The organism is Bacteroidota bacterium (assembly GCA_035506275.1).
Classification (GTDB): Bacteria; Bacteroidota; Ignavibacteria; order UBA10030; family UBA8401; genus JAGVPT01.
The window spans coordinates 251,805-270,201 of record DATJPT010000019.1 but is presented as its reverse complement, the minus strand read 5'-3'; the positions used below and the strand labels follow the sequence as shown (position 1 = coordinate 270,201).

The following is an 18,397-nucleotide window of genomic DNA, read 5'->3' as shown; positions in this document are numbered from 1 at the left end:
CTCGATCCTACGTTATTTTCAGAACGACGAAGGTCATGTCGTCGCTCTGGGGCGTCCCCTTTGCCCACTCCTCCGCGGCCTTTACGAACGATGCGATGATTTCCTGCGGCGACCGGTTCCCCGCTGCCGCGATAATCTCCTTCACGTGCGCATAGCCGAACGTCTCCTGCGCCGGATTAAATAATTCCGGGAAGCCGTCGCTCATCAGGATGACCGCATCCCCTTTCCGCAGTTCTAATCTTCGTTCTTCGTACGGAAAGTCGTGAAAAGCGCCAAGCGGCATCCCTTTCAGCGGCACTTCTTCGACGATCCCCTCCGCCGACCTGTAAATGAGCGGAGCGGGCATTCCGGCGGATGACACCAGAGCGGTGTTGCTTTTGATGCGAAGCAGCAGCATCGACATATACATCGACCGCATGTTCAATCGTTTGATGCTGTCGGTCAGCTTCTCAAAGATCTCCAAAAGATCCGGCGCATCGGAGAAACCGTTGAAGAGACTTTTGGCGGCAACGACCATGGTTCCGGCCTTCGCTCCATGCCCGGTCGCGTCGCCGAGCGCAACGGTCAGCGTTCCGTCGTGGCCGACGGCAAAATCATAATAATCGCCGCCGACTTCGGTGGCGGTCCTCATGTACACTCCGATCTCAATCCCCGGAATTTCCGGAACGGCCCCCGGCAGCATCGATAGCTGCAGCGCGCGAGCTTCATCCAGTTCTTTCGTTTTTCGCTCATTGTCGGCTTCGAGAATGCGCCGCGAAATTTCCATCTCGCGGGCCACCCGCTGTTCCGTCTCGATCCGCTCGGCAATCTCTTCGGCAAGCGAGATATTTTCGAGCGCGGTCGCAGCCTGCTTCGCAACCGAGATCAACATCCGTTGGTCTTCGCCGGAGTAGGGCTCTTCGGAAAGCCGAGAGCCGAGGACGAGAAATCCGGCCAGTCGCCCCTCCCTTCCGGTCATCGGAATGATGCATTCAGGCCTGAGCGGCTCCAGCAGCGATATCCCCGGTTCTTTTTCTTTCGCCGTCGAGGCATACTCCAATATTTTACCCCCCGCCATGAGATCGAAAAAAGGGGCATCCGGCGAAAGGACCCGGATCTCCTTCGGGACCATTCCCGATACTGCTTCCAGAGCGGCATCGCCGGTGCGGAGATAGATGAACAGTGAGTTGGTGTGGAGTGCCTGTGTGAGGTTTTCTTCCAACAAGGCCGCTAACTCCCGGCGGTCTTTCGCGGTCGCCGACCGTTCAGCGAGATTTTCGAGAATAAGACGTGCGTCATAAGCGCTCCGGAAGAACGCACGGTCGATCGTCCCGCTCACACGCCTGTGCACCGACGTCCCTCCCCACAGCAGCACCGTTCCGAAAACCGACCCGAGGGCGATCGCAAAGGGAGGAGTGATGTCCAAAGAAGAACGGATGTAATTAGAGAGTGAAAGGGCAAAGAGAAGAACGAGAGCAATGCTCACGGCTGATAAAAGGATCGTGAAGCCCCGCTGCACAAGCAGATACCGTGCGCTTCGTTTGAGCAGCACAGGAATTTCGAGAACCCGATGCTTTACGACCGCATACGCGAAGGATAAGGGGAGCAAAAACAACAGGACGGTCAGAAGCGTTTCAAGCCACGTCGGCGTCCGAAAGCCGAAGAAATCTTCTGCACCGGCCCTGATGATCGTCGGGATGATGCCGGCCGCGGATCCCCAAAAAATGACGCGGATTTTTCTGCGCACCCCAGCATCATCCCCGGCTGCGAAATTCGTGCCGAGAGCAAAAAGCCCGAGCGCCACAAAGAGGAGGGCAAAGACAGCATAGATCTTTCCCGAAAGAACCTCTCCCACCATGGCGTTGAACGGAGGAGGAAGGAGCGACTGCCCCGTCCGAAATCCAGAGATCATAAACGAGAACCCGAGGAATAACGATACCCACTTCAACCACGGCAGACGGCGATCAACCGGAGACTGCACCGGGAAAACCGAGAAAAAGAGATAAAACAACGGTGCGAGGATCGCACTGAAGATCGCTTTGTAAGCCATCGCATACGGACGGAGAGCCGGGGCAAATGCAAGATCGTTGGAAAAGCCGGGCGAAGCGGCAAAACCGCCGAACATGAGGGCAAGGATCCACACAGTCCGATCTTCAACGCGAAGGAACAAGACGACGAGACCAACGATGACAAATGGAACGGGGAATGAACTCCGCACCTGATCGGCCACAAATGCGAGCCCACCTTCCGCTGTTGAAGACTGCCTCTGGCGAAAAACGCCCGTAAGATGAAGCGGAGCATTTGCCCTTGAGCGGCTGACCGTGAGATGAATCGAATCCCCGGGTACGTGCTGACTCCAAATTTTATTCAGATAGGCCGCGTCATCGATCGCGTGCCCTTCGATCGCTACGATCTCATCCCCCGATTGCAGGCCGGCCTTCTCTGCGGGGCTGTCGAGATAGACGCTTTTTACGGCCTGTGATCCGCTTGCGGGAATAAAATCGGTATCGAATCCAAGCTCGACGGAAGACAGCGCAGATTTCGTGCGGGCGTCGATCATCCAGATGACGCTGTAGACAAGAGTGGCACCGGCATAGACGAGCGCCAGGGCTAGTGCAAACGCGTGTCCTCGCTTTGACAAATATGACTTCAGCCAGTTCATTGAAGCATTATTCTTCGATTCTAATTGAATAGCTACTTTCACGCCTGCTGCTTTTCCGAATGATAATCCTGTCCCCTTTTACCAAGCCGGGCCATCGAACAAAATAATGCTCATGGGGTTCCTGCGGCCCCCGGCATTCACAATGATACGATTGGACCGCTGCCTTCTTTTCCTTGGCGCCGACCTTCACTGAAAATAACGAACCGGCCGGCGGGAAATACGAGAGCTTGTTTTTCAGGACGAGGAAATACCCTTCCCTCGCTTCTTCAGATGAAATTTTTCGTTCATATGCTTTTTTCATAGAGTTTCTCCATGTTTCTTATTATGGTGCCTTCATCAGCAGTCTTCTCAAGAATAAATACAACAAAACCAACGTGATCATCGCCAGCAGGCTCATGATCTGCACCAGCGTCATGTTGACTTGGAATCCTTCCGCACTCATGACCACCATGAGTACAGCTATGGTGAGGCACATGAGAGCGACAAATACGAGTGCTGCCGGAGCCAATAAAAATCCCAACGGATTTCTTCTCAGGACGAAAATACCGATAAGGATTATCCCGGGAAGAAATACCGCGAGGTCCAAGACATGGACCGGACTGGTCGGGAGACCGGAGTCGACGACGTCCGACGGAGCGGTATTGTGAATGATCGACGGGATGATCTGTGCAAGCCAGAGTAAATAAAAAATTGATGCAACGACAATCAGATAGACCCCGGTCGCTTTTGCCGGCGCAGAATTTTCCGGCTGATGAACAGGTGCCTCCGTTTTGTAAGAATGCAAAAAAAACGCGAAAGAGTACACGGATAATCCCAACTGAGAGCAATAGGCAATGAACAACCGCGTAAAGTGAACGTCGAAGCAATAGATCGCGAAAGTGTAGACGCCGTAGAGCGAAATTCCGCTCCACAAGAACATCCCCGCCCTGCTTCCTCGCGCGGCGAGAATTGCAGTAAGAAGCAAGAGAGGCGAAATCAAGAGAAGATCGACCGCATCCTGCCCGACGGCCTGGGCTGTCCAATTCAACGTTTCTTTCGCGTAAGCCCCAGGGATGAAAAGCCCGGCGTAACTTACCCCGATCATCAGCACTGCCGACGGCAGCGAGAGCGCCAGAATAATCTTTCGGTCAGGGTCGTTGCTCATCTGAAATTACCCCCCACACGAAGAAGCCGACACATAAGGAAGCGGGGCTGGCCTCTGAATTGAGGGATCGGATCACGAACGGATTCATTGTGCGCGGGATTGTCGGCATGTATCCTCTGCCAGGATAAAGAGGCGAGAAGCCGCAGGGGTATGGAGGTTTTGCCAAAGGATCGGATAGCGGCATCCATAGTATTCAACCCGAAAGAGAAATCGTTGAGGATCTTAGGAGTTCGAGTGAGCGGTCGTGGAGTCGGACATCCCTATTGCAGCCGTGCGAACACAATATATGAATGGATCGAATGAAATACAACAAAGACGGCAGAAAGGCCGATGTAAACCATTGGATGATACGGTATGCCGGCAAACAACGTTTCGCCGATGAGCCCGATTCCGGTGAGCCAGACAATGGGGGTTGCGGCCGGAGCCATAAAGCCGAATATGCTGCGGCTCCAAACGCTCTCCGGAAAATAGATCAACGCAATCCATGAAGCAAGATAAACCGCCACCCCGGCGATGAAGACCGCCAGACCTGTTTTCTGAGAGCGGGATCTCACTTTTAAGGGCATGAGGAGTGGGATAAGAATTACTATTGCCCTCAAGACATTTTCGGTCGTGCCGATGAACGCAGGTATACCTTTCCAGAAAAATTCCATCGAGTATCCCCGCGGAAGCGACGACGCAAAAAGAGCATTCCAGAATAAGATCGGGATCAACAGCAGAAAGCAGCTTGAAAAATATTTCAGAACATTATTCATGTCCTCAAGAGCGATTCAACTCCGTTCAGTTATCGATCTGCGGACCTTTGCCGATCTCCATAATTCCGGCGTAATATCTTTTTTTGAACTCCGACGATTGTCCGACGAAGCTTTCAACGCCGTCTCGTTTCATCGTGCAGAGGTTGAACACTTTCATATTATGAGGAAGGACGTCTGCTCGTTTTGAGGAGGGGTGTAATTTGACGCACGGGAAATCCGAGCAATCAAAACAGTACTCGACTTTCTTCTCAGCAACACAATCATACGTTTCGCATTTCTCTTTTATGACAGGGCAATTTCCTCCAATCGCCCTGCACCCGTCACACGGAAGCTTTTCGGCAGGAATTCCCCGCAGGGTTAACGCGCTAAAGAGTCGGGCGTCGTTGCGGCAAGTGTACAGTTCGCAGATTCCGCAATCTATGCCGCAAGGGGCGACTAAGTCAATTCGTTCAGTTGATAGCATGAGAATTCATCCTTCCATTGTCGATTTGGCATGGGGGAAAAAGAGTTCGAATAATTGATCGTTATAACGCAGAAATTCACTTGCCGGTTTTTGCAATGCTCAAAAGTTTTTGCACCGAGTTCCAGTTTCTGGTTGTTGAAGCAACGCCGAGCTTCTTTTCGATCAGCGTGTTGGAGAAAACGGTTTTAGCATAGCTTTTTCGGCAAAGAATATAAGCCTCATTACCGGACAGCCGAAGGTCATCGACGTCACTCTTTACTCTTTCCAACTCCCTTTCGCCCGCTTTCCCCGGCTTTTCGGAAAGGAACGAGACGTATAGATTTTCGCCTTTATCCGCATTTACTTTCTTAAACGGGTTCCGCTTCGTTACTCCTTCGAGCTCATCCACAGTTCTGATGACGACCGGAATTTCAAAGCCGAAACTCTTCAGCAATTTATTTCTGATCTGGGTTTGAAGCTGTCCGGGGTCCGCCGCCGGTGAATCAAAGATCACATTGCCGCTCTGGATGTACGTCGTCACCCGCTCAAAATGCATCGCTTCGAAAGCCTTCTTCAGGTCTTCCATCTTTATTATTTTTTGCCCGCTCACATTGATTCCGCGGAGCATTGCGATATAGACCATCGTTCTCGCAGTGATTAGTGTTGCAGCTCAGCCGCCGCAGCGGCGATATCGACATTCTCGAGTATCTTCTTCGGGTAACCGGCTTCGGTCACTCGAAGCATCGCCCGGCCGAGATCCTGCAGCGTGCAGACATGGTTGGGAAAGAGCGCGGACAGGATCGGGTAGAACCATCCCAAGGCGATCGAGAGCTTATAGGCATTCCTCAGGCCTTTAATCGGTTTGATATAACCGGGGCGGAATGCGTATGCCGCTTTAAAAGGAAGCCTGGCAACATCATTCTCCGTCTTCCCTTTCACCCTCGCCCACATAATTTTTCCTTTTTCGGTGCTGTCCGTTCCGGCGCCGGAGACATAACAGAATGTCATGTCGGGATTAAGCCGCGACAGGACGCGGGCTGCGGCCATCGTCAAGGTATACGTGATCCGGGTGTATTCGGATTCGCTCTTTCCGATCGATGTGACTCCGAGGCAAAAATAGCAGGCGTTGTAATTCTTGAGATCGCGCTCGAGGGTCGCATAACTGAAGAAATCGGCATGAATGATCTCTTTCAATTTCTGATGCGTCACATTGCACGATCTTCTTCCGATGACCAGCACGGATTCCACGTCGGGATGGTTGAGCGCTTCGTAGAGGACTCCTTCTCCGACCATTCCGGTCGCGCCGAAGATAATAGCGTTGATCTTCATTCTATGGTCTACCTCGATTTTCGGTTATGCGTGGGACAAACTCAATAAGAGTCCCATATGATTCAGCTATTTCAAAACCCCTGACTGTTTATACTTTTCCCGGTACTTGTCGTACAGAACTGTATGCCTGCTGCGCAAGTCGATCTTCTTTCCCTGGATGAATTCCATCAGTACATTGGATTCGATTTCGAGCGGATCGCCGTTCGTCACAATAAGCGTGGCGTCTTTGCCGATTTCCAGCGATCCTGCTCGAGCATCGATGCCAAGAATCCGTGCGGGATAAATCGTCACTGCCTTGAGCGCTTCCTCTTTCGGCAGGCCGTATGCGGCGGCCATCGCCGCATGGTACGGCGTATTCCGCTCGGCCATCGCCTCCCCTTCCCCTGAGATCGCAAACCGAACACCCGCGGAATACAATTTCGCCGGCACGGTGAAGGCGTCATCGTACGGCTCCCACTCGCGGTTCGGCTCGTCGAGAGTCGGACCGACGATCACCGGAATATCGTTCGATTTCAGCAGGTCGGCTGTTCGCCACGCATCCCTCCCCCCCACGATGATGAGTTTAACATTTTGATCCTTTGACCATTGAACGGCGGCCTCGATCTGCCGCAGCTCATCCGCTATGACGAGAACCGGAACCGTCCGTTCGAGAACCGGAATCATCGCCTCCCACCTCACGTCGATCGGATGATGCGGAACATCTTTTCCGGATTCCGCCTTTTTTGCCACCATATACGCTCGAGCATCGGCGAAGGCGTCGTCGAGGTCTTTTAATTGTTTGGCATGATCCTTCTTCTGCTCCTCCTCCGTTTGACGCACCCATGGCGAATGCGATACCGACATCGGCGGCCAATTGACCACCATACCGATCGGCGCTTTGAGTATGACATCCTCCTGCGTCCAACCATCCATCATGATCGCAGCCGAGCGGCCGGCGATCAATCCCCCTTGCGGCATAACATTCATGATAACGACGCCGTTTGCGCGGGCGACCGGAATCAATTCGCTCTCGGGATTTATGGCGATCTCGCTCCGCACGTTCGGGTTGATGCGCCCCGTTTCCGCGAAGTCGTTCGTCGCACGCACTGCTTCGATCTCGGTCAAACCGACCGTCGAATTGGCGTTGATGAGCCCGGGATAAATATGCTTCCCGGATACATCGATCTTTTCAACATTCGAAGGGAGTGAAACTTGTGCCCCGAGACCGGTAATTTTTCCCGCATCAAAAAGAATGATCCCGTTCGGGACCTCCGGTCCGGTCACAGGATGAATCGTTGCGCCGACCAGGGCTATGGGATGGTCCTGCTTCTTTGCCGGAATAGGGTCGGAGGCGAACAATGAACAATCAACAATTAACAATGAACTCAAAAGAATCGTAAATGCGTGCATCACTCTTCTGAATTCTGTCTCCTGTCTTCTGTATACTTTCTTCTTCATTTTCCGCCTCCATCGTCCACATGGCATGAGTACGAAGCCTTTTTCGACGGCGTCGGTGGTGTTCCGCTGCCGCCGGATTTTTTTGCGGCGAGAACTTTCTGGATCAGCACTGTCCGCTCCTTTTGAACCTCTGCGTTCATTTCCCGGTCTTCCTCTCTGTCGAAATATTTTCGACCGTCGATCCAGGTCTGCTCGCACATCGAGTACGCCGACAGCGGCGAACCGCTCCAAATGACGAAGTCGGCGTCTTTCCCCACCTCGATCGAACCAACGCGGCTGTCGATGCGCAGCTGCTTTGCCGGATTGATCGTCACAAATTTCAGCGCTTCCTCTTCGCTCACCCCGCCGTATTTCACCGCTTTCGCGGCTTCGGTGTTCAGACGGCGGGCAAGTTCATCGCTGTCGGAATTGTATGATACAACGACACCCACGTCATGCATCAGCGCCCCGTTGTATGGAATGGCGTCGATCACTTCATACTTATATGCCCACCAGTCGCTGAACGTCGAGACTCCCGCGCCGTGCTTCACAAGGATATCTGCAATTTTATACCCCTCCAACCCGTGCTGGAACGTGGCAACTTTGAAACCAAAATCGTCCGCAACCCGCATGAGCATCAGAATTTCATCCTGGCGGTACGAGTGCGAATGAACGAGCCGCGTGCCGTTCAAAATCTCCACAATAGCATCAAGCTCCAGGTCTCTCCGCGGCGGAATCTTGTCCGGATCATCCTTTGCCTCCTCCATTCTCTTTTCGTATTCGCGGGCAGCGGTGAACTCGTCCCTGATGATCTGCTCGACTCCCATTCTCGTTTGCGGATAGCGCGTTGTGTACCGCTCTCCCCAGTTCGACTGCTTCACATTCTCGCCGAGCGCAAACTTTATGCTCTTCGGCGCCCCTTCAAATTTCATCTCTTCCGGGAGCATTCCCCATCGCAGCTTCACAACCTGGTTCTGGCCGCCGATCGGATTTGCGGAGCCATGAAGCAAATGAGCAACGGTCAATCCTCCGGCAAGTTCCCTGTAAATAGCGACATCATTGGCATCGATCACATCACCGATGCGGACTTCGGCGGAGATCGCTTGTCCCGCTTCATTTACTCCGTCGGAGATAGCTGTATGGGAGTGACAATCAATGAGCCCTGCAGTCACATGCTTCCCAGTTGCATCGACAACGACGGCTCCTTTCGGAGCGGTGAGATTCTTCCCGATCTTCGCGACCTTCCCCTTCGAATACAGAATATCGGTGTTCTCAAGATTCCCTTGGGGTCCGCTGGTCCAAACATATCCCCCTTTAACCAAAATATTTTCAGGCTGTTCCGGAAGCTTTTTCCTTCCGAACGCTCCGTCGGGGTAGACAACATCGAACGAGGCGTGCGCTGCCTCGGATTCCTTTGCTGTATCGGGGGGCTCGACAAACGCCCTTGTCAATCGCGCCGACCAGGCGATGGACGTTCCGTCGGGCAATTCTCCGGTACCCGTCATCGTTGAATCCTGAACCACACCGCTCAGCCGGACAATTCCGGCATATCCTAACGAATCGCCGGCAAAGGTCAACGCAATATTCTTTCCCGAAAGGGTAACGGCGTTTGCTTTCATCTTGACGACCGCGCGCGATACATTTCCCGAAAGCATCTCAGGATCGCCGCTTATAACAATTGTGCCGGTGTCCTTTTTGGAGGAAGAGACATTCAGCAGGTACGACCACGTCCCGCGAGCCTCTGCTTGCGCAATGGATCTAACTTCGTAACGAGTTCCATCGATCCAGGTTTCTCTGATCTTTGTTTTTTCACCGAACAATTCCCCGTCGGCAAGTAGAAAATTTGCTGCTTTTCCCGCTTCGATCGTTCCCAATTCCTTTTCCATACCCAGTAACTTTGCCGGAATCGTCGTTAATGAAGCCAGCGCATCATCGGCTTTGAGCCCCCGGGCGATGGCGGTGTGAACGAGCGGCCTGAACTTTGCCACATCCTTCAGCGTCGACGTTGTCAAGGCGAACGTAATTCCTGCCTCCTTCAGGCGTGCAGGATTCTCCGGCGCAAAGTCCCAATGGCGCAGCTCTTGGAGCGTAACATCGAGCGCATCTTCGGGAGTGCTGACATTCGGCGGATCGGGAAAATTCACCGGAAGAATAACCGGAGCGTTTGCTTCTCTCACTGCATCAATTCGGCGATATTCGTAGCCGTTGCCGCGGATCCAAAGCGAAAGCGAGAATTCTTTTGCGATGTTCGACGCGCGCAGAACATTCTGCTCGTCGGTGGTTTCGAATACCACCGGCTGCTTTCCCGATGCGGCTGCTTCGAGTGCGACAAGTGATCTATTTTCTTCGGGGCGTTCCTGAGCGGGATTTTTGGCATATCTCCGGAGAGCTTCCTTGTACCAACTTGCATCGATGAACGTTTGACGAATAAGCGCTATGGCCCCCATGAGAGAGGTGGGATACCCATCGTAAAATTGGTCGCGTGAGAAGGAAACATTCTGGGCTACATTGTCTCTGATAAGGAGTGCATTTGCATTTCCATCGCCGAGTGCAACCAAGGCGCTAGAACCGCGAACAATTCCATGGGGCGGCGCCGTAAGCACTGTCGTGAAACCCAATGCGCGAAATTTTTCCGCCGTTTCTTTGTCGGGAAGGAATTCTTGCGCCCCGGAAATCTCCGGATGAACCTGCGGATTCCAATGAACGGATCCCCGCGGAGGCGGAGGCGGCGAGCCCCCCTGCTGTCCCTGCTGCGGCTTCGGCTGGCCGATGTCAGTATAAAGATCGATCAGTCCAGCATATGCCGTCAATCCGGTGCAGTCCCAGATTCTCGCGTCTGCCGGAACCGGAACGCTGGCCCCGGCTGCCTCTATGACACCGTCCCGGACAACGATCGTGCCGTGCTCGACCTTTTTGCCGGGGGAAACGACGATCGTCAGGTTCTTCAGCGCATGAACTGCAGGCGTATGTTCTCGAATTCCGACCGCCGGTTCGATTTGAGCAAATACCCGACCGCCGCAAAAGCACGCGAACGCCGTCACAACCAGAATCTTATTACGCACGCAACCTCCTCAGAAGTTATCGGATGACTACATCTGCAACAAACCTCGGGCCATGGAAATTTCCGCTATCGTTCTATCCACGAACCTCTCCCCGCAGCAAAATTGGGACGCACGATGACAGCGGGAAAAGGGATCACCGCGGCCCCGGTCCACGATGAATCGTTGTATACGGCCGAAGTCCAATTTCCCGCCGCGCTATCCGAAACTTTCCAGGACCCGTCCGTCATGATTTTTTGAACAGAGCCGTTTGCAAGCTCCAGCTCGCAGTAGAGATTTATTCCGGCCGACCCGTCGGGAGAAAAAGTTTCCGCTTCGACCGCAATGCAATTTGATGAATCATTCAGCATCGGCAAAACGGAAAACAACTTTATTCGCTGGTGCTCAACGCTGAGAGAATTGGACGGCCGCGCATACACTTCGCCGACGCTTTTCCCGTTGACCGATACTCTTGCATGGGTATCTCCGATCAACTGCAATGTTGCAGAGCGGATATTTTTTGGAGCCAGAAAAGATCTTCTGAAATACGCTTTTTGTACTTGCGAGGAATCCTTCTTTCCCGGATGCGCCCTGGGATGGTAGATCCATGCACTTTCAAGTTCCGGGTTCACCAAAAAATCTCCGCGCTTCACTTGGTCGATTTTTTCCTGCCAATATGCCGCCTGCCGGTCGTACCGCAGGAGCAGCAGTTCTAGTCCCGCTGACTTATTGGTCGCAAGCCAGAGTCTTTCGAATTCGCTCTTTAGCGAGGATAGATCTTTAACAACGTCCGAACAAAGGTCAATGATCAGCGCAGCGATTGAGTCTTTGTTAGCGGAGGCATTTCCCAATGCGCTCAGCTGCTTGACCTTCTCCTGCACTTCTATTTTTTTCGCAAACCACAGATCCAGCCGCGCTATGAATTCCAGATAGCGGAGCTGGTCGTCATTGTGCGTGATATCCCCTTTTGCCCTTGCGAGCAACGACAAAGCGAGGGGTATTGTCGACCGTATACTTTGAACCCGGACCGCCAACGGCTGGTAACCTTCTTCCTGCGATCGCTCGCGGAACGGCAGCATCGGATGGCGCCACATCTCCTGCCAGCTGACGTCGTTCGCCGGGTCGGCTAATATGGTGTAGACAGTCTGAATGTCGCTGCAATCATTCTCGCCGAAATACTTCGTGAAAAATGCCTTGTTGAACGATTCAACGTCGGCGCCCAACGGCTGCCACGCACACTCGGCTGTCCAGGCATATCCATAATAATTCAGTTCGCGCAGTTCTTCCCCGCCGTAATCGTTCCAATTGGATGTCAGGAGCCCAAGCGACCCGTTGGCGAAGCCATCGCGATTAAAGTTCCTGATGTTCACGAACGTGGTAAGAAAATTCGGAAACGGTCCCGTGAACGTCCATACCGCGGGGGATGCGACAAACGGGAATCCTGCCTTCCTGAAAACCTCTGCACTCGGATAACGGAACGAGGCGTCGTAATGCCAGTCGACAATGGCAATGTCCTTCGGGATTTGCCGGAGGATTTCCGGATGATTAAGGATGATGTCGCCGTACATCATCGGTTTCTTTCCGTATTTTCTGACGATATCAGCGACCCGTTTATAGTGCTCGGCGTGAACAGCAGCAATGCCGATCGCTGCAACCCGTTCTTTGCTGGCTCCCAGGCCGACGTCCCACGACTCGTCCGCTCCCATGTTGAAATACGGCGAACTGAACGCATCGCACAACTCGCCGATCATTTCATCCAAAAGCGAATAGACTTTTTCATCGGAGACGTTGAGCGTCTGTGCGCCCGGGAACTCCGCATATCCAAGATATTCCGGCTTCGCCAAAATATTCTCCCAATGGCCGAGAGTTTCGAATGTCGGAATCACATCCACATAATATCTCTTTGCATACGCATCGATCTCTTTGACTTCCTGCACTGTCAGCGCACCCCGCCCCTTTCCGATGAGAGGATGGTTCTTGAAGACGAACATATCCTCCACATAAGGGCTGAAGGTATTCATTTTGTAGCGGGCGAGGAAGCGGATGATTTTCTTGAAATTGTCCACCGTGGAAACCTGTCCCCGGCTGATGTCGTCGCTGATACCCCTGTTCTTCTCGAGAGGATAATCTTCTATCGAGACAGCATCGACAATGACGCTTTTCTTTTCGCGATGCATCAACTGGAGAAGCGACGTGACGGCATAGAATTTCCCTCTCTCCGATTCGGCAACAATAACGATGCTCCCCGGATCCACATCGAGAAGATATCCTTCTTCCTTCATTTCCGGTTTCAGCGCTTCTTTTCTCTCGTGCAGGAACTGCCGTCCGAAGTCCGACGAAGGGCTTCCGATAAAAATATAGCTCGCGGGGAGTTTTCGCAGGGACTGCTCAGCCACAACCTTCAACGGAGCCTCCTTTAACCCGGCGAGCTCCTCATTGATCTGCTGCGCGGCAAATTGTTCCTGCTTTGAATTCGCCCCCAGAACAATCTTTGTTCCGGGCATGATCTTACAATGTGCATTTTTCACGATGATCTGTTGAGGCGTAGGAATAACGACGGGCATTGTCTGGCCCTCCTCTTGCGCCGTTACTGCGACGGCACAAAATGAAACGATAAAAAATAATTCCAGGATTGCTTTCATTACTATTCCCCCTTACGTGAATATCATTGGATCAATCGTTGATGGAGATGCGGCAATGAGTAGAAATCTGCGGAGAGTTATTCTCTGCCAGTCTTCGCAGCCGAAAAGACTGCGGAGAATATAGCGAACTGACAGGATGGATTCAAGGGGAGGTCGGGGGACGTGCGTGCAGGATGAACGGGACCGACGTTCACGTCCGCGGCTTTTTTCTTGGCGCGTATTTGATCTGCTTTTCTTTCACGGCGACGATTTCCAGAAATGCCGAATACACATCGGCGCCAAGGATCCGTTTCATCATCTCATCACGCTCCAGCCGCTCCCGTAATTCTTCCACGGTCCTGATCCCCTTGTCTTTCATCAACTGTAATATTTGGAGCATGTCGCGGGATCCGTCCGCGGCATCTTTTTCTCTCCTTCCGGACATGATGTACGCAACATCGAGTCCGGCCTTTTCGAGAAGGCGACGGAACTTGGGACCGGGCGAATTAATGCCCGAAAGATAGACGTTGAGGTATTGTTGATTTTTTTGAACGGCGTCGGCAAGCCCCTTGATCGAACCATATCGGGCAACCGCCTCTTCGCGCAACCGGGCCGCTATTTCAGCTTTCTCACTCACTATAATGATTCGTTTCGTTCTTGACAAAAGTATAATTAATTATTATATTGCGAACGTTTACTTTTGACCGCAAATGATATGAAAAAAAACGAAAACAAACAAAAGAAGAGTTCGTCAACCGCGCTGAAGAATGTGTTGAAGAACGACGGAAGGAAACTAACGTGGCTGGCCGCCGTCACGAACATCCAATACCAGCGGCTGCAGAGGATTGTCAATCAGGGGTATGATCCGAGCATTCGGGAAGCGGTCAAGATAGCGGGGGCATTACGGAAACCGATCACAGCACTTTTTCCGCTCGATGGACTGGAAGAAGCATTTCTTCAGAATGATTCGGCCTTATCGCTGAATTCGGTCCGGCCCGTCAAAGGGAACTCTGAAATTTGAACCCGAAGTCTCTACAGGTGAATGCTTTCTTGGACGAAGGCAATACGAAAGGCCGCTTCGATGGTTGAAATGATGTTTGGAAACAACGTTGAAGAGTAGGGGGATTGCATGCAGACGTCAGGACATTTGACCGAAGAGGAATTCGCTTTGTATGTGGAGGCAATTTTTCTCGATCTCGTGGACATGCTGGAAGAGCCGATCAGACATCATGTCATGGAATGCTCTTCCTGCAAGAGAGAATTAATGGAAATCAAGGATGTACTCGAAGGGGAAAAAACAGTGAGCGACGCGAAGGAGCATCCTTTCTTCGCGCGAAAGACTCCCACGGCCGCCACATAGCCGGGACAAATCTTCACGGCACCCTATTATTCGTACCTGAGAGATTCGACCGGGTCAACGTTCGCCGCTTTCCGCGCCGGGAAAAATCCCGAAAGTACGCCGATAAGAGCGAGAATCCCCGTCGTCAGAAGCATAATATTGACCGATAGGATCGGCCTGCCGAGGAATTGCATCGGTCCGTCATCGGCGGGAATCGTTCGAACCGCCGCTATGACACCCCAGGAGAACATGAGGCCAATGAATCCGCCGAGAAACGATATAAGAAGCGCCTCGAAGATGAACTGAAAAAGGATGTACCCTTTTCTGGCGCCGATCGCCATTTTGATGCCGATCTCTTTCGTCCGTTCTTTGACGACGACGTACATGACGTTGGCAACGCCGACCCCAGCGATCAGCAGCGTCAAAAATCCGACCGATCCAAGGAAGATGGAAATTCCCAATCCGACCTTTCTATTGATCGCTTCATTCTCGATAAAATCCCAGATCCCGAGCGCCCGCTCGTCGGACGGATCAAAGCGGTACTTTCTCCCGAGAACTCTGTACAGCTCGCTTTTGACCAGTTTTTGTTTTTCGGGATCGCTCGGCCGGACGACGATCGAGTTCACATACTGATTCCCATACATTGTCCGAAAGGTCGAGTACGGCATGATCGCACGGCGGTCGTCGGGACCGTTATTCATCGAGGTCTGAAGTTTCTCTTCCATAATACCGACAACCGTGAACGGAATGCCGTCCGCCAGAAGGACCTTCCCGACGGGATTTTCGTCGCCGAAAATATCCTTTGCGATCTTCGGGCCGAGAAAGATCACTCTCCTCTGTTCCGCGACGTCAAGCTTATCCAGGAATCTTCCGCCGCCGGCGGGGTACATGCGCCGCATTTCTTCGAACTCCGCGTTCACCCCTTCGCACTCGGTCGTCATCGAGAGTTTTTTGTAGGTGAGCGTGATATTGGTCCGGTATTGGGGGCTTGCGGTCTCGATCGCGGGGATCGATTGCTCGAGCATTGCAACATCTTCTTCAACCATGCGGACCCGTCTTCCTTTTGGCAGGCCCTCAAAATTCAATCCCGTTTCGCCCGGAAAGACGATCATGATCCGGTTGCCCGCGTTGATCAATCCGGCGGTGAGCCTGTCGGTGAGGCCTTCACCGAAGGCAAGAAGAAGGACGACGGCGATCGTTCCCCATATGATCGCGACAAGCGTCAGAATGGCTCGTGTGCGGTGGGCGTTCAGGTCGTAAAAAAATTCTCTTAAGAGTTCAAGCCACATGATTCGGCCGCTAGGGTGAAGTGAGTTGCACTATGTTCTGAGGCATTCGACGACGTCCAGGTTCGCCGCACGGCGGGCGGGCATAACGCCGGCCGCAAAGCCGACGACAGCGAGGACAAAGACCGTCGCCGCTGCTACCTCGGGCGAAAGCACGGGCGTGCCCACGAATTCCTGGATGGGGATAAACTGCATCAATTGAATGATCCCGTACGCGATCGCAAATCCGATCGAGGAGCCGATCACGATGATGAAAAATGTTTCCATGAAAAACTGGAACAGGATATTCCATCGTTTCGCCCCAACAGCGCGTTTGATGCCAATCTCCTTGATCCGCTCCTGCACGACGATATACATGATGTTAGCGACCCCAATCCCGCCGACGGCCAGCGTAAAGCTTCCGATCAAACCCATGAACAAATTGAAAGCGAGGAAAAAATAGAAAAGAAATTTATCGAAGTTGTTGGTATCCCATATCCACACGGCGTCGTGGTCTGTCGGGTCGAACCGGTAACGCTTCCCCAGAACTTCGCGAACCTGATCGTCGACTTCTTCGGCCCGGGATGGATCCCTCGGCTGAAAGATGATGTTCTGGAGATGAATCTGGCCGAACACAGAGGAATATGTCGATGCGGGAATGAAGATCCGGTCCTGGTCGCGCGATTGGTACGACGAATTCTGCGTCTTCTTCTGCATGACCCCGATTACGGTGAACGGAACATCGGCGACATAGATGATCCGCCCCACCGCCTCTGTTTCGCCGAACAAAAATTGTTTGACCTTATCGCCAAGAATAACAACTCTCCGCCGCTCTTTCATATCGAGATCGTCCACGAAACGCCCGCCGGGCTCGGGAATAATGTTCCTCATTTCGCCGTAGATCGGATAAATTCCGGTGATCGCCGGATTCAAAATATTCTGTCCGACATGAACGGGGACGCGATATTTGATGTACTCGGGACTTATCGCCCGAACCGCGGGAACCTGGGTTTGAATGAGTGCTGCGTCATCCTCTATAAAGGAGATCTGTCTTCCGGTGCCGAACCCCTCGTACACTTTTGTCGTCTTGCCGGGAAACATGATCGCTATGCTCTCTCCGATCCCGTGCATGTTGGCGCTCAGCTGCTTCTTGAATCCAAGCCCGAACGCAATGAGGACAATGATCGCGACCGTTCCCCACGTAATGCCGAAAACAGTGAGAAACACGCGCAGTTTCTGCATGCGAAGGTCGAGAATAAATTCCTTTAAGATCGTGCGCAGCTGGTCCATGGCTAATCGATTTTCTTCACCGGTTTCTCGTACACTTCATCCCCTTCTTTCAGCCCGTCGATCACTTCAACGTTAATGGCATCGCTGAGTCCGGTCTTAATGGCACGCTGCTCTTCTCTGCCGGCACCGAGCGCTATGTTGACGATGGCCGAATCGTTTCTGAAGGTCACCACACGCTCGGGGATCATGAGGACGTTCTCTTTCTTCTGGATGATGATGTTGGCGTTTGCCGAGTATCCCGCCCGCAACGTTGCGTTGCTCGTTTTGGGGATCAGAATCTCGATCGCAAATACTGTAGCGTTCTCTTTCTTATCCGCCTTAAGGGAGATTTTTCTGAGGGTTCCGGGAATCGTGTCGTTCGGAAGCGCCCCGACCTTCAGTTCGGTCGGCATTCCTTCTTTCAACTTGCCGACATCGATTTCGTCCACGGTCCCTTTGAAGAGCAGCCGCTCCATGCTCGCCATTTTCATCAGGACCGTTCCTTCCTGGTACGTCGTCAACGGAGTCACCGGGTCGCCGACCTCGACCGCCTTGCTGAGCACGTAGCCGCTGATCGGAGCTTTGATGATAGACTCGATCTCGGTGTTCCCGATGCTGACCCGGCCGCTTTCAAGAAGAGCGAGCTTTTCCTTGGCGATCTTCAAATGGAGGTCCCCTTCCTGAGCTCTGCGCTGGGCGTCCTCGTATTCCTTGCTTGATATCATTTTTTTCTTGAACATCTCCTCTTCGCGGGCAAGGTCCTTCGAAACATTTGCGACCTCGACCTCCGCAAGCTGCACTCCTCTTTTCGCATCTGCCAGCTCCTGCGGAGCCGGGTCGGGCTTTACCTCGAGGAGCTTGTCTCCGGCATTGACATACGTCCCCGCATCGGCGAAGATCTGCTTCACGACACCGCCGACTTTTGACTTGACGGAGATCTCGTTTTCGGGCTCGATGGTTCCGACGGCAAGGGCCTTATCGATGATATTGCCCCGCGCGATCTTCACTTTTGGAAGCTCGGTCTCCTTGGAACTTTTCGAGTTCCCGAAGAAAAGAACGCCCGCAACAGTCAACCCTACAACCGCGAAAGAGGAGATGAATATCTTCTTTTTCATAAAAAGCCTTGAAAATGTGGCAG

15 protein-coding genes are annotated in these 18,397 nt (G+C 52.8%); 2 read left to right on the top strand and 13 right to left on the bottom strand.

Annotation, left to right across the window (positions count from 1 at the left end):
• Positions 1-7: 7 nt before the first annotated feature.
• The 10 genes from VMF88_14455 to VMF88_14410 all read right to left on the bottom strand — a co-directional run bounded on the left by VMF88_14455 (position 8) and on the right by VMF88_14410 (position 14,023).
• Entirely contained in the window at positions 8-2,683 is a 2,676-nt protein-coding gene (locus VMF88_14455; protein ID HTY12259.1) for a SpoIIE family protein phosphatase, read from the bottom strand.
• Positions 2,649-2,942: a hypothetical protein gene (locus VMF88_14450; protein ID HTY12258.1), complete on the bottom strand. Its 294-nt coding sequence runs from the start codon at positions 2,940-2,942 to the stop codon at positions 2,649-2,651. The genes VMF88_14455 and VMF88_14450 overlap by 35 nt, the downstream gene beginning before the upstream one ends.
• A 21-nt stretch (positions 2,943-2,963) precedes the next feature.
• A complete protein-coding gene (locus VMF88_14445; GenBank protein HTY12257.1) occupies positions 2,964-3,785 on the bottom strand; it encodes a hypothetical protein in 822 nt (273 codons plus the stop codon).
• Positions 3,786-4,045: 260 nt separating this feature from the next.
• On the bottom strand, positions 4,046-4,540 hold the full coding sequence (locus VMF88_14440; protein HTY12256.1) for a hypothetical protein: 495 nt from the start codon (positions 4,538-4,540) through the stop codon (positions 4,046-4,048).
• A gap of 539 nt (positions 4,541-5,079) precedes the next feature.
• Positions 5,080-5,625, bottom strand: a complete 546-nt coding sequence (locus tag VMF88_14435; protein HTY12255.1) for a DUF1697 domain-containing protein — start codon at positions 5,623-5,625, stop codon at positions 5,080-5,082.
• Positions 5,626-5,639: 14 nt separating this feature from the next.
• Positions 5,640-6,311 (bottom strand): NAD-dependent epimerase/dehydratase family protein, encoded by a 672-nt coding sequence (locus tag VMF88_14430; GenBank protein ID HTY12254.1) that lies wholly within the window; start codon positions 6,309-6,311, stop codon positions 5,640-5,642.
• 66 nt (positions 6,312-6,377) lie between these two features.
• Positions 6,378-7,748 carry an amidohydrolase family protein gene (locus tag VMF88_14425; GenBank protein HTY12253.1) on the bottom strand — a complete coding sequence of 457 codons (1,371 nt, stop codon included), beginning with the start codon at positions 7,746-7,748 and terminating at the stop codon, positions 6,378-6,380.
• Positions 7,745-10,789 (bottom strand): amidohydrolase family protein, encoded by a 3,045-nt coding sequence (locus VMF88_14420; GenBank protein HTY12252.1) that lies wholly within the window; start codon positions 10,787-10,789, stop codon positions 7,745-7,747. The genes VMF88_14425 and VMF88_14420 overlap by 4 nt, the downstream gene beginning before the upstream one ends.
• A 65-nt stretch (positions 10,790-10,854) precedes the next feature.
• The gene (locus VMF88_14415; GenBank protein ID HTY12251.1) at positions 10,855-13,407 is read right to left on the bottom strand and encodes a glycoside hydrolase family 20 zincin-like fold domain-containing protein; all 2,553 of its coding nucleotides are present in this window, start codon (positions 13,405-13,407) and stop codon (positions 10,855-10,857) included.
• Positions 13,408-13,597: 190 nt separating this feature from the next.
• Positions 13,598-14,023, bottom strand: coding sequence for a hypothetical protein (locus VMF88_14410; protein HTY12250.1), 426 nt, complete (start codon positions 14,021-14,023; stop codon positions 13,598-13,600).
• Positions 14,024-14,101: 78 nt separating this feature from the next.
• Here VMF88_14410 and VMF88_14405 point away from each other — a divergent pair, with 78 nt between their 5' ends.
• Entirely contained in the window at positions 14,102-14,407 is a 306-nt protein-coding gene (locus VMF88_14405) for a helix-turn-helix transcriptional regulator (protein ID HTY12249.1), read from the top strand.
• A gap of 108 nt (positions 14,408-14,515) precedes the next feature.
• A complete protein-coding gene (locus tag VMF88_14400; protein HTY12248.1) occupies positions 14,516-14,746 on the top strand; it encodes a hypothetical protein in 231 nt (76 codons plus the stop codon).
• Between the two features lie 26 nt (positions 14,747-14,772).
• Here the strand turns inward: VMF88_14400 and VMF88_14395 are convergent, their stop codons facing one another.
• From VMF88_14395 to VMF88_14385, 3 genes are read right to left on the bottom strand one after another with little or no spacing between them, the layout of a single operon-like run.
• Positions 14,773-16,014 (bottom strand): ABC transporter permease, encoded by a 1,242-nt coding sequence (locus VMF88_14395; GenBank protein HTY12247.1) that lies wholly within the window; start codon positions 16,012-16,014, stop codon positions 14,773-14,775.
• A gap of 30 nt (positions 16,015-16,044) precedes the next feature.
• A complete protein-coding gene (locus tag VMF88_14390) occupies positions 16,045-17,280 on the bottom strand; it encodes an ABC transporter permease (protein ID HTY12246.1) in 1,236 nt (411 codons plus the stop codon).
• 2 nt (positions 17,281-17,282) lie between these two features.
• The gene (locus VMF88_14385) at positions 17,283-18,374 is read right to left on the bottom strand and encodes an efflux RND transporter periplasmic adaptor subunit (protein HTY12245.1); all 1,092 of its coding nucleotides are present in this window, start codon (positions 18,372-18,374) and stop codon (positions 17,283-17,285) included.
• Between the last annotated feature and the right edge of the window lie 23 nt (positions 18,375-18,397).